The organism is Acidovorax cavernicola (assembly GCF_003581445.1).
Genome location: NZ_QXMN01000077.1, coordinates 1 through 11,870 on the forward strand (window position 1 = coordinate 1; position 11,870 = coordinate 11,870).

Consider the following 11,870-nt stretch of genomic DNA (forward strand, 5'->3'; position numbering starts at 1 on the left):
TCATGTCCATGGTGATCACTCCTCGAACCCCGCCGCTTAAATAAACAGCAGGGTAGGTTGAACACCTGGCTCACTTTTACTTCGGCACTACCTACAAAACTGGCTCAGTTTCCGGTCGGCGCCAACACTATTGGAGGGGCTATGGCTGGATTTTTCGCGGCACATCGCGACGCATTGAACCTAGCAAAGCAGGGCTCAACGCCGAATCAAGGTTTCAGACTCGGGCAACTTGGCGCGCTTCATGCGGTTCTTGCCCACGCCACCATTCACGATGACCCAGCCATCGTGTGTCTGCCTACTGGCTATGGAAAGACGTCGTTGATGATGGCCTTGCCGCTGCTCACAGGCGCGCAGCGTGTTCTCATCGTTGAGCCCTCCGACGCGCTGCGTAAACAAGTCACCTCTCATTTTCGCGAGCTCTCCACGCTTCGAAGAATCGGTGCTATCCCCGCGGAGCTTCCAAATCCAATGGTCGCCAGGCTCGAAGGGCGGCCTGAAGATGCTGCCGCGTGGGAGCAGTTTGCTGAACAGGATGTTGTAGTCTCGACGCCGTCAAGCGCCTCTCCCTCCTTGGCGCCAGGTGCGCGCGAAGATCTGTTCGACCTCATCGTTTTTGACGAGGCTCACCATGCCCCTGCAGATACGTGGGCCGCCTTCTTGGCGCATTTCAAGAGCGCTCGATTCCTCTTTCTCACGGCAACACCATTCAGGCGTGACGGCCGCGTTATTCCGGGAAAATTGGTCTATCGCTACCCAGTGACACGTGCGGTTGACGAAGGCGCTTTCCGTCCAGTGTCGTTCCGCGCCGCTCCGGTTGTTGACCCCCTCAACGACGCTGAGATTGATCGATCCATCGCTGTGACCGCCGTCGCTCAATTGGAAGCCGATGCGCAACAGGGGAAGGACCATCGATTGTTTGTTCGAGCGGCGAACATCAAAGCCGCGCGGGAGCTTGTACCAATCTATCGCGGCCTTGGGGTCGCGGTCGAAGCCATCGACAGCAAAGTTGGCAAGCGAAAGCAGGACGAATACGAGAAGAAGCTTCTGTCTGGAGAGCTGCAAGGAATTGTGTGCGTCGACATGTTTGGCGAGGGGTACGATTTTCCCAAGTTGAAGGTCGCCGCCTTGCACGCGCCTCACCGCTCCCTGGTGCCGACGATCCAGTTCATAGGACGCTTTGCTCGAAGCGACGACACAACCGGAGATGCAACGCTGATCGCACCTCTCGCGCGTATTGTTGACGCTCCAAATGCGCTGTTGAAAGAAGGCGTTGACCTTGCCCTCATGATTGACAACGCAGCTCAAGAAGAACTTGAAGGAAATGCGGAGGAGCAGGCAGTTCTTGAGCGATTCTCCGTGAGCAAGGTCGCAGAATCCGACTACGACGCGGTGTCTCCGCTCGTCCTTCAGCTCTATGCGCACGTTCGCGTCTTTCGTTGCTCAGAGGCCCCTGACTTCTCGAAGATTGGCGATACGGTGGGCAAGGCACTACGTGCCGTCAAGCAATGGGTAACGGAGGACGGAACGGTCAGTCTTGTGCTGACCGTCGATGAGAATCCGCCCAAGTGGGCGACTTCGGACGTGTTGATGAACATCCGGCACGACGCATTCTTGTTGATGTATTTCCCAGCCGGCGGGCTCTGCTACATCGGGTCAACAAGGCGAACCGAGAAAATTTATCAGGGCCTCATGAACGAAGTCTGTGAAAGCTCGCGACCCCTGAGCTACGAGGAAACCAGTCGAGCTCGAGCTGGCCTGGATGAGGTGCGCTTTTACAACGTCGGATTGAAGAACACCACTTTCAATTCTCAAGGCGAGACGTATCGGACCCTCACGGGGCCCGCCGCGGAACGTGCGGTCACGGCTGGAGATGGCAGAGCCTATTCGCAGGGGCACTTCTTCGGCAGCGGCATAGCCGGCAACGAAAAGGAGACCATCGGCGCAAGTAGCAGTTCGCGCATATGGAGCAATCAGAATCTCTCGGTGTCCGAGTTTATGGATTGGGTCGAGCGGATGAATGCTCGGCTTGTTGGGAACGCCCCATTCGCCCAAACGCAACTGGACATCGTGCGCGCTGCAACGCAACTGCGAGAAATTCCTCAAGTGGTCATCGCGGGGAGCTGGTCCAAAGCCGGGTTCAAGACGAATCCGCGCATACGGTACTGGCGGGCCGGGGGCGATGCTTCCTACAAGAGACTCACCGACTGCGAGCTGGCTGAATTCGTCCCTTTGCCGGCGGAAGGAAGAATGGACTTCAAGGTCATCCATGAAGAAGACTCCATTCTCATGCGATTCTCGATCCAGAACGGACCAATGGTCTCTCTCCTGGACGAGGTGATAGCCATCCAGGTCGAGTCAGCAATCGACGATTGGATGCCGCTCGACGAATGGCTGCGAGAGCATCCGCCGGTTTTTTATGCGGCCGACAAGTCCTCTTTTGAGGGAATGAATCTTATGGCTGCACCGCAAATTCAAGCGGCGGCATTGACGCCTGGAGATGCAGAGTTTATTGACTGGAACGGGTGCTCCATCGGAGTCGAGTTTGTACCCAACGATGGAACGGCTGACGCGGCGCGGAAGCGTGCAGCGCTCGCTGGCCAAACCACGGTTCAAGAGCATCTGGAGCAGCACTTGCGGGCTGTACCGGGTCTGGTGGCTCTGTTCTACGATCATCGCTCTGGAGAGGCGGCGGACTACATTGCCGTGACCGTCTCAGCTGAGGGAGATGTTGATATCGCTCTCTATCACTGCAAAGGAGCCGGCGGCGCTCCGACCGGAGGGCGAGTCGGTGATGTATACGAAGTCGCCGGTCAACTGGTCAAATCGGTTTACTACTGTGATGTAGCCACGCTGTTGGCTCATATGCGGGACCGTATGCATCAGCGACACCGGTCTCCCTCTAGCTTCGTTGTCGGAAATCTCCCGGAACTTGCTCAACTGCTGCAAGATACGGTGGCCACAAAACGAAGCTTTACCGTTGTTGGAGTGCAACCGGGCATAAGTCGCGAGGCGGTCGACGCCCATTTGGCTGACCTGATGATGTTCGGGGTTGATTACGCGAAGCGAGGTGGCGTAGCCAGGGCTTATTGGCTTGTCAGTGAGTGACATCAAGGCGTCTTCAACCTCGGCTCTCGGTCGGGGCCTCCGGTTCTCGGGTGGCCCGATCGGTGCGCGCAACTTGCTCATCACATGTCGCGTCGCGCGTCCTCCCCAAGTCGGGCGACGTGCGAAATCTGATCGTCTAATTGTGACTGCGTCGGCGAAAACGGCACTTCACGCGGCTCGGCTCTCCCATCGTCGATGAGTTACGTCTGGAACCTTCGCCTTCCGTCTACGCCATCGAAGTGTTTTGAACTCTATTTCTTCATGCCCGGTAAAGTACCGAGCAGTTTTTTGAACTCTATTTGTTTGTTTTGAACTCTATTAGCTTCGACCACACCCGCTTCGACGCGGCCATCGTCGATCTCGACGGCACCATGGTCGACACGCTCGGCGACTTCGCCGAAGCGCTCAACCGCATGTTGAGCGATCTTTCCCTGCCTCCGGTCTCGCCCGCCGCCATCGAGCGGATGGTGGGCAAGGGGTCGGAGCACCTGATCCTCTCGGCGCTCTCGCACGTGATGGCGCCGGAGGCAGCGGGCGAGGCTCCCGCGCGGGCCCAGGCCCTGTTCGATCGTGCGTGGGAGCGCTACCAGCATCACTACCTGGAGATCAACGGCCGCTATTCGGCGGTGTATCCCGGCGTGCTCGAAGGGCTGAAGGCGCTGCGCGCACGCGGACTGCGGCTGGCCTGCCTCACCAACAAGCCGACGTCCTTCGCCAAGCCGCTGCTGGCCGCGAAGGGACTCGACGGCTTCTTCGAGCAGGTGTTCGGCGGCGATGCCTTCGAGCGCAAGAAGCCCGACCCGCTGCCGCTGCGCAAGACCTGCGAGGCGCTGGGCACGGTGCCGTCGCGCACGCTGATGGTCGGCGACTCCAGCAACGATGCGCGAGCCGCGCGCGCGGCCGGCTGCCCCGTGGTGCTCGTGACCTACGGCTACAACCACGGCGAGCCGGTGCGCGGCGTGGATGCCGACGGCTTCGTCGACGCGCTGACGGAACTGGCGGCAGCGCCCGCCTGAGTGAATGAGGGCTGGGCCGGGCTACGGCTTGGCGCCGAGCAGCGCGTCCTTCAGCTTCCAGTCGGCCGGGTTCGGGCCGAGCCAGATGCGCATCAGCGCGTTGAAGAACGCCACTTCCTTCACCGGATCGGGCTGCGGCACGCCGCGCACCGTGATCAGCGTGCCCGTGCCGGGCACCCAGTCGATGGTGAAGGTGTCGCCGGCCTTGAGCTGCTTCTGGTCCGCGAACATCTGGCCCATGCGCAGCAGGCCGGGGATCAGGTTGACCATCTCGCTCTTGGGCGAGTTGTCTTCCACGCCCTTGACGAAGAGTTTGCCCAGCTCGTTGGCATCGATGTCGCGCAGCATCGTGATCGCCACGCGCTTGGGACCCGGCACGGCCAGCGCCTCCTCGGTGGTCGAGGCCTTCTTGCCCAGGTACAGGCCGGCCGTGTAGACCTTGATGATGGTCTTGTAGCGGATGCCCGCGCCGTTCAGCACCAGCGGGGCGCCGCGCAGGTCCATCTGGTCTTCGAGCTTGACGCCGGCCACCTCGACCTGCGCCGCCGAAGCGCCGGTACAGAGCGCGGCGGAAAGAAAAACGAATGCCGCGAGGCGGGAGAACACGGCCGGGACGGAGGGTGCGAGCAAGTGAGTCTCCTTGAATTTGCGAACGGTCGTGCGAATGTATCTTTTCGTTTTATTCAGCAGGCTCCGGGGGAACCCTGAAGCCCGCGGTTGCACGCGCCGGTGTTTTCGTGGGCTAAACTCCGCAGCTCATATGTTCGTTCATCACATCATTCAAACAGGTGAAGGCAGCCGGGGAGCCTGGCCCTGGCGTAGCCATACTTCGCTGACTGTTTGATTGCACGGCGCACGCCGTGCGCCCGCGGCGCCGGATCGATCCCCTCGACTCCGGGCCACCAGTGAATGACCTTGCCTCCGGCCCAAGGAGCGTCGGCAGGCAACTGGAGAACGATCCGTGATCACCGAACTTGAATTCAAGAGCCTCAGCGCCCAGGGCTACAACCGCATCCCGCTGATGGCCGAGGCCTTTGCCGACCTCGAAACACCTCTTTCCCTGTATCTCAAGCTCGCCCATTCGCAGGGCGGCGGCAAGCACAGCTTCCTGCTCGAATCGGTCGTCGGTGGCGAGCGCTTCGGCCGCTATAGCTTCATCGGCCTGCCGGCGCGCACGCTGCTGCGTGCCAGCGGCTTCGGCGACGAGGCCGTCACCGAAGTGGTGACAGACGGGCAGGTCGTCGAGACCGCCAAGGGCAACCCGCTGGACTTCGTGGCCGACTACCAGAAGCGCTTCAAGGTCGCGCTGCGGCCCGGCCTGCCGCGCTTCTGCGGTGGCCTGGCTGGCTACTTCGGCTACGACACCGTGCGCCACATCGAGCGCAAGCTCGAGAAGAGCTGCCCGCCCGACGCGCTGGGCTGCCCCGACATCCTGCTGCTGCAGTGCGAAGAACTCGCCGTCATCGACAACCTCTCGGGCAAGCTCTACCTGATCGTCTATGCCGACCCGAAGCAGCCCGAGGCCTACGCCGTGGGCAAGCGCCGTCTGCGCGAGCTGAAGGAAAAGCTCAAGTATTCGGTGAGCGCCCCCGTCGTGAAGCCCACGCAGGCGCATCCGCCCGAGCGCAGCTTTGCCAAGGCCGATTACCTCGCGGCCGTGGAGCGCGCGAAAGAGATGATCGCCGCCGGCGACTTCATGCAGGTGCAGGTGGGCCAGCGCATCAGCAAGCGCTACACCGAGTCGCCGCTGTCGCTGTACCGCGCGCTGCGCTCGCTGAACCCGTCGCCCTACATGTACTACTACAACCTGGGCGACTTCCATGTGGTGGGCGCCTCGCCCGAGATCCTGGTGCGCCAGGAGAACACGGGCGAGGGCGAGCAGAAGATCACCATCCGTCCGCTGGCCGGCACGCGCCCGCGCGGCGCGTCGATCGAACTCGACAAGGCGGCCGAGGTGGAGCTCATCAACGACCCGAAGGAGCGCGCCGAGCACGTGATGCTGATCGACCTGGCGCGCAACGACATCGGCCGCATCGCCAAGACCGGCACCGTGAAGGTGACCGAGGCCTTCGCGGTCGAGCGCTACAGCCACGTGATGCACATCGTGAGCAACGTCGAAGGCACGCTGAAGGACGGCATGACCGCCATCGACGTGCTCAAGGCCACGTTCCCGGCCGGCACGCTGACCGGTGCGCCGAAGGTGCATGCGATGGAGCTCATCGACCAGCTGGAGCCCACCAAGCGCGGCCTGTACGGTGGTGCCTGCGGCTACATCAGCTACGCGGGCGACATGGACGTGGCCATCGCCATCCGCACTGGCATCGTGAAGGACCAGATGCTGCATGTGCAGGCCGCGGCCGGCGTGGTCGCCGATTCGGTGCCCGAGCTGGAGTGGAAGGAAACAGAGGCCAAGGCGCGCGCCCTCTTGCGTGCCGCGGAGCTGGTGGAGGAGGGCCTGGAATGAGCAACGCACCTGACATCCAGAACGACTTCTCGCACGAGATCATCGGCGTCGCCGTCGAGGTGCAGCGCGTGCTCGGCACCGGGCTGCAGGAAAGCGCGTACGCCGCGGCGCTCGAGGTCGAACTCGCGGAGCGCGAGATCGGCTTTCGCCGCGACGTGCCGCTCTCGGCCACCTACAAGGGCCGCTCGCTCGGCGAGGTGTATTGCGCGGGCTTCGTGATCGAACAATCGGTCATCGTCGAGCTGCGTGCCGTCGATGTGCTGACCGACCTGCATCGCGCGCAAGTGCTCGCCGCGCTGCGCCTCTCGCGCCTCAAGCTGGGCCTCCTGATCAACTTCAACGTGTTCCCCGTCGTCAAGGGCGTGCACCGGATTGTGAGCAAGCCATGAAACTGCTGATGATCGACAACTACGATTCGTTCACCTACAACATCGTCCAGTACTTCGGCGAGCTGGGTGCGGACGTGCAGGTGCATCGCAACGACGAGATCACCGTGGCGCAGATCGGCGAGCTGATCGCCTCGGGCGTCACGCGCCTGGTGGTGTCCCCCGGCCCGTGCTCGCCGGCCGAGGCCGGTGTGTCGGTGGCGGCCATCGAGGCCTTCGCGGGCAAGCTGCCCATCCTGGGCGTGTGCCTGGGCCACCAGGCGATCGGCGCGGCTTTCGGCGGCAGGATCGTGCGCGCGCAGCAGCTCATGCATGGCAAGACCAGCGAGATCACGACGACGCAAGAGGGCGTGTTCGCGGGCCTGCCCGAGAAGTTCATCGTCAACCGCTACCACTCGCTCTCGATCGAGCGCGAGAGCTGCCCGAAGGCGCTGGCTGTCACCGCATGGACCGACGATGGCGAGATCATGGGGGTGCGGCACACCGGCTTCGCGCACGATGTGCGCATCGAAGGCGTGCAGTTCCATCCCGAATCCATCCTGACAGAGCACGGTCACGCGATGCTCAAGAACTTCCTGGACTGACCCCACCATGACCGACCGCTCTTCCCTCGTCGACCTGCGCAGCGACACCGTCACACAGCCCACGCCCGCGATGCGCGAAGCCATGGCGGCGGCGCCGCTGGGCGACGACGTTTTCGGCGCCGACCCCAGCGTCAACGCGCTGCAGGAGAAGATCGCCGCGCTGCTGGGTTTCGAGGCGGCGCTGTTCGTGCCCACCGGCACGCAGAGCAACCTGTGTGCGATCCTGTCGCATTGCGGCCGCGGCGATGAGTACATCGTCGGCCAGCAGGCGCACAGCTACCGCTGGGAAGGCGGCGGCGCCGCGGTGTTCGGCAGCGTGCAGCCGCAGCCGCTCGACCATGCACCCGACGGCACGCTGCCGCTCGCACAGATCGAGGCGGCCATCAAGCCCGACGATGCGCACTTCGCACGCACGCGGCTGCTGGCGCTGGAGAACACGCTGGGCGGCAAGCTGCTGCCCTTCGACTACGTGCAGGCGGCGACCGACCTAGCGAAAAGCAAGGGACTGCAGCGACACCTCGATGGCGCGCGGCTCTTCAATGCCGCCACCGCGCAGGCGGCGCTGAACCAGCGCAGCGACATCCGCGCCGAAGCTCGCCGCATCGCGCAGTGCTTCGACAGCGTGTCGGTGTGCTTCAGCAAGGGGCTGGGCGCACCGATCGGTTCGGCGCTGGTCGGATCGCGCGAGTTCATCGCGCGCGCGCACCGCATCCGCAAGATGGCGGGCGGCGGCATGCGCCAGGCGGGCTTGCTGGCCGCCGCGGCGTCGCACGCGCTCGACCACCACATCGATCGCCTGGCCGATGACCATGCGCTGGCCCAGCGACTTGCACAGGGACTCGAAGGCGTCGAGGGACTGAAGGTCGAGGCGCCGCACACCAACATCGTGTTCGTCGATCTCACAGGGGCGGCGCAGGCACGATCGTCGGAGCTGCTCGCCAGCCTCAACCAGCAGGGCATCCTGGCCACCGGGCTGTATCGCCTGCGCTTCGTGACGCACCTGGATGTCGATGCCGCGGGCGTCGATCGCGCGGTCGCCGCGATCCGCGCCTTCTTCAAGTCCTGAGGCCTCTGGCCTGCCTACACGCACACACCGAGGAGACTCTTCATGATCACCCCCCAGGAAGCGCTGCAGCGCACCATCGAACACCGCGAAGTCTTCCACGACGAGATGCTGCACATCGTGCGGCTCATCATGAGCGGCGAGTGTTCGCCCGTGATGATGGCCGCACTGATCACCGGCCTGCGCGTCAAGAAGGAAACCATCGGTGAGATCACGGCCGCCGCGCAGGTGATGCGCGAGGTGTCGACGAAGGTGCCTGTGGCCGACAGCACGAACCTCGTCGACATCGTCGGCACCGGTGGCGATGGCTCGCACACCTTCAACATCTCGACCTGCTCGATGTTCGTCGCGGCAGCGGCGGGTGCCAAGGTCAGCAAGCATGGCGGACGCAGCGTGTCGAGCAAGTCGGGCAGTGCCGATGTGCTGGAGTCGCTGGGCGTCAACATCAACCTCAAGCCGGAGCAGATTGCGCAGTGCATTGCGCAGGTCGGCATCGGCTTCATGTTCGCGCCGAACCACCACCCCGCGATGAAGAACGTTGCGCCGGTGCGCAAGGAACTCGGCATCAAGACCATCTTCAACATCCTTGGCCCGCTGACCAACCCGGCCGGCGCACCGAACATCCTGATGGGCGTGTTCCACCCCGACCTCGTGGGCATCCAGGTGCGTGCGCTGCAGCGTCTCGGCGCGGAGCATGCGGTGGTGGTCTACGGCCGCGACGGCATGGACGAGATCTCGCTGGGCGCGGCCACCATGATCGGCGAGCTCAAGGATGGCGAAATCCGCGAGTACGAACTGCATCCCGAGGACTTCGGCTTCCAGATGTCGAGCAACCGTTCGCTGCGCGTCGAAACGCCCGAACAGTCGAAGGCCATGCTGATCGGCGTGCTGGACAACCAGGCGGGCCCGGCACTGGACATCGTGCTTCTCAATGCCGGCGCGGCGCTGTACGCGGCGAACGTGGTCGATTCGATACCGGCCGGTGTGGAGCGCTCGCGCCACGCCATCGCGTCCGGTGCGGCCAAGGCCAAGCTCGCCGAGCTGGTCAAGGCCTCCGCCTCCTTCTGAACCGGCCGTTGCGCCACCGAAAGCAGAGCAAGCCATGTCAGACATTCTCGACAAGATCGTCGCCGTCAAACGCCAGGAAGTCGCTGCCGCGCTGAAGCGCGCCCCACTCGAGGCCGTGCGCTTCGACGCCGAAAGCCGCGTGCTCACGCGCGATTTCGAGGCCGCATTGCGCGCCAAGATCGCGGCCGGCCACGCGGCGGTGATCGCCGAGGTCAAGAAGGCCAGCCCGAGCAAGGGCGTGCTGCGCGAAGACTTCATCCCGGCCGACATCGCGCAAAGCTATGCCGAGGGTGACGGCGTGGTCAGCGCGGCCTGCCTCTCGGTGCTCACCGATAAGCAGTTCTTCCAGGGCGGTGTCGACTATCTGAAGCAGGCGCGCGCCTCGTGCGACCTGCCCGTGCTGCGCAAGGATTTCATCGTCGATGCCTACCAGGTGTACGAGTCGCGTGCGATGGGCGCCGACGCGATCCTGCTGATCGCGGCCTGCCTCGACGATGCGCAGATGAAGGACTATGAAGCCATCGCGCGCGGGCTGGGCATGGCCGTGCTGGTCGAAGTGCACGACGCGGCCGAGCTGGAGCGCGCGCTGAAGCTCAAGACGGCACTCATCGGCGTCAACAACCGCAACCTGCGCAACTTCGAGGTGTCGATCCAGGCCACCATCGACTTGCTGCCCAGGCTACCGGCGGATCGCCTGCCGGTGACCGAGTCGGGCATTGCCGCGCGCGAGGACGTCGCCATGTTGCGTGGAGCAGGTGTCAACGCCTTCCTGGTCGGCGAGGCCTTCATGCGCGCCAAGGAGCCTGGCGAAGCCCTGGCGGCGTTGTTCAAATGACGCGGCCGGACCAGCTGTCGAGCAGCGATCCTGCCGACTGGCCGGTGGCGCCGGGCTGGCAGCCGCTGGTCGACGATTTCTTTGCCGGTGCGGTCGGCCAGAAGCTGCAGGGCTTCCTGCGCGAGCGTCTCGACGCCGGGGTGGTGATCTTTCCGCCCCAGCCGCTGCGAGCGCTCGAACTCACGCCGCCGGAAGACGTGCGGGTGGTGATCCTGGGGCAGGACCCGTACCACGGGCGGGGGCAGGCCGAGGGGCTGGCCTTCTCGGTGGCCCCCGGCGTGGCGCTGCCGCCGTCGCTGCGCAACATCTTCAAGGAGCTCCAGCGCGACCTGGGCACGGCGCCGCCGGTGTTTCCGAATCCGGGCGGCAGCCTCGTGAAATGGGCGACGCACGGCGTGCTGCTGCTCAACACCTGCCTCACGGTCGAAGAAGCCCAGCCGGCCAGCCACTCAGGCCGTGGCTGGGAGGTGCTGACCGATGCCGTGATTCGCCATGTGGCGCAGGGCGAGCGACCTGTTGTTTTTATGCTATGGGGCTCGCACGCGCAAAGTAAGCGGGCGTTGATCGACGTTAAGCGCCATAAGGTGCTGATGTCGAATCATCCATCGCCGCTTTCGGCGCTTCGACCGCCCGTGCCGTTCATCGGCTGCGGTCATTTCGGCGAAGCCCGTGCATGGCGTGAGGCGCAGCAGTCGGGGGGCTCCGAACTTCGCTCATAATCAGGGGCTTCACACCTCGAAGAGGGTTCCACGCTTCATCTTTTGCTGGGAATTCTGTGTAGTCACAAAATCGTGCTATATTTCGAGGTTCGCCGGAGAGGTGGCCGAGTGGTTAATGGCAGCAGACTGTAAATCTGCCCTCTTACGAGTACGCTGGTTCGAATCCAGCCCTCTCCACCAGCGATGAATTTGGTTTCTAAGAGCGATTGGATCTAGCGCTTTGGGTGCCTTGAGTGCTCCTGATGCGGGAGTAGTTCAATGGTAGAACCCCAGCCTTCCAAGCTGATGACGCGGGTTCGATTCCCGTCTCCCGCTCCAGAGACCCGGTTCGGCGCCGGAAGCGATTTGGTTAGAACAAAAGCCCTTTTGGCTCAGTGGTAGAGCACTCCCTTGGTAAGGGAGAGGTCGCGGGTCCGATTCCCGCAAAGGGCACCAGTTTTCTGGGGTTGCAACGACAGGCTTGCGACCCATCTGCATGCGTTGAAATCGTTTTTTTCGGAGTCGAAAAATGGCAAAAGGTAAATTCACCCGCACCAAGCCGCACGTGAACGTGGGCACGATCGGTCACGTTGACCACGGCAAGACCACGCTGACGGCGGCGATCGCCACCGTGCTGTCGTCCAAGTTCGG

11 protein-coding genes and 3 tRNA genes are annotated in these 11,870 nt (G+C 63.4%); 13 read left to right on the top strand and 1 reads right to left on the bottom strand.

Features of this window, described 5'->3' with window-relative positions; translation table 11 throughout:
• The first annotated feature begins 57 nt into the window (after positions 1 to 57).
• On the top strand, positions 58 to 3,105 hold the full coding sequence (locus tag D3H34_RS30280; RefSeq protein ID WP_286186464.1) for a DEAD/DEAH box helicase: 3,048 nt from the start codon (positions 58 to 60) through the stop codon (positions 3,103 to 3,105).
• A gap of 308 nt (positions 3,106 to 3,413) precedes the next feature.
• The gene (locus tag D3H34_RS30285; RefSeq protein ID WP_119558521.1) at positions 3,414 to 4,121 is read left to right on the top strand and encodes a phosphoglycolate phosphatase; all 708 of its coding nucleotides are present in this window, start codon (positions 3,414 to 3,416) and stop codon (positions 4,119 to 4,121) included.
• Between the two features lie 21 nt (positions 4,122 to 4,142).
• On the opposite strand, the gene D3H34_RS30290 is transcribed toward D3H34_RS30285, so the two are convergent.
• Positions 4,143 to 4,751, bottom strand: a complete 609-nt coding sequence (locus D3H34_RS30290) for a chalcone isomerase family protein (protein WP_119558523.1) — start codon at positions 4,749 to 4,751, stop codon at positions 4,143 to 4,145.
• Positions 4,752 to 5,082: 331 nt separating this feature from the next.
• Here D3H34_RS30290 and trpE point away from each other — a divergent pair, with 331 nt between their 5' ends.
• The 11 genes from trpE to D3H34_RS30345 form a co-directional block, all read left to right on the top strand.
• Positions 5,083 to 6,585 (top strand): anthranilate synthase component I, encoded by a 1,503-nt coding sequence (gene trpE / locus D3H34_RS30295; protein ID WP_119558525.1) that lies wholly within the window; start codon positions 5,083 to 5,085, stop codon positions 6,583 to 6,585.
• Positions 6,582 to 6,974: a GxxExxY protein gene (locus tag D3H34_RS30300; protein ID WP_119558527.1), complete on the top strand. Its 393-nt coding sequence runs from the start codon at positions 6,582 to 6,584 to the stop codon at positions 6,972 to 6,974. Before trpE ends, D3H34_RS30300 begins: the two co-directional genes overlap by 4 nt.
• Positions 6,971 to 7,555: an aminodeoxychorismate/anthranilate synthase component II gene (locus D3H34_RS30305; RefSeq protein ID WP_119558529.1), complete on the top strand. Its 585-nt coding sequence runs from the start codon at positions 6,971 to 6,973 to the stop codon at positions 7,553 to 7,555. The genes D3H34_RS30300 and D3H34_RS30305 overlap by 4 nt, the downstream gene beginning before the upstream one ends.
• A 7-nt stretch (positions 7,556 to 7,562) precedes the next feature.
• A complete protein-coding gene (gene ltaE, locus D3H34_RS30310; protein ID WP_119558531.1) occupies positions 7,563 to 8,621 on the top strand; it encodes a low-specificity L-threonine aldolase in 1,059 nt (352 codons plus the stop codon).
• A 42-nt stretch (positions 8,622 to 8,663) separates the two neighbouring features.
• Entirely contained in the window at positions 8,664 to 9,686 is a 1,023-nt protein-coding gene (gene trpD / locus D3H34_RS30315) for an anthranilate phosphoribosyltransferase (RefSeq protein WP_119558533.1), read from the top strand.
• 34 nt (positions 9,687 to 9,720) lie between these two features.
• Entirely contained in the window at positions 9,721 to 10,521 is an 801-nt protein-coding gene (gene trpC, locus D3H34_RS30320; RefSeq protein ID WP_119558535.1) for an indole-3-glycerol phosphate synthase TrpC, read from the top strand.
• Positions 10,518 to 11,240 carry a uracil-DNA glycosylase gene (locus tag D3H34_RS30325; protein ID WP_119558537.1) on the top strand — a complete coding sequence of 241 codons (723 nt, stop codon included), beginning with the start codon at positions 10,518 to 10,520 and terminating at the stop codon, positions 11,238 to 11,240. The genes trpC and D3H34_RS30325 overlap by 4 nt, the downstream gene beginning before the upstream one ends.
• Before the next feature lie 94 nt (positions 11,241 to 11,334).
• Positions 11,335 to 11,420: transfer RNA gene (locus D3H34_RS30330), tRNA-Tyr, on the top strand.
• 64 nt (positions 11,421 to 11,484) lie between these two features.
• Positions 11,485 to 11,558 (top strand) — tRNA-Gly (locus tag D3H34_RS30335).
• Positions 11,559 to 11,600: 42 nt separating this feature from the next.
• Positions 11,601 to 11,675, top strand: a tRNA-Thr gene (locus D3H34_RS30340).
• Between the two features lie 73 nt (positions 11,676 to 11,748).
• Positions 11,749 to 11,870, top strand: a 122-nt coding sequence (locus D3H34_RS30345) for a GTP-binding protein (RefSeq protein ID WP_286185650.1), incomplete at its 3' end; no start/stop codon positions are given.

Bases quoted from the DNA above. Each gene is read 5' to 3' on its own strand.
- ltaE (WP_119558531.1), top strand. From the start codon at position 7,563: ATGACCGACCGCTCTTCCCTCGTCGACCTGCGCAGCGACACCGTCACA.
- D3H34_RS30325 (WP_119558537.1), top strand. From the start codon at position 10,518: ATGACGCGGCCGGACCAGCTGTCGAGCAGCGATCCTGCCGACTGGCCG.
- D3H34_RS30300 (WP_119558527.1), top strand. From the start codon at position 6,582: ATGAGCAACGCACCTGACATCCAGAACGACTTCTCGCACGAGATCATC.
- trpD (WP_119558533.1), top strand. From the start codon at position 8,664: ATGATCACCCCCCAGGAAGCGCTGCAGCGCACCATCGAACACCGCGAA.
- trpC (WP_119558535.1), top strand. From the start codon at position 9,721: ATGTCAGACATTCTCGACAAGATCGTCGCCGTCAAACGCCAGGAAGTC.
- D3H34_RS30305 (WP_119558529.1), top strand. From the start codon at position 6,971: ATGAAACTGCTGATGATCGACAACTACGATTCGTTCACCTACAACATC.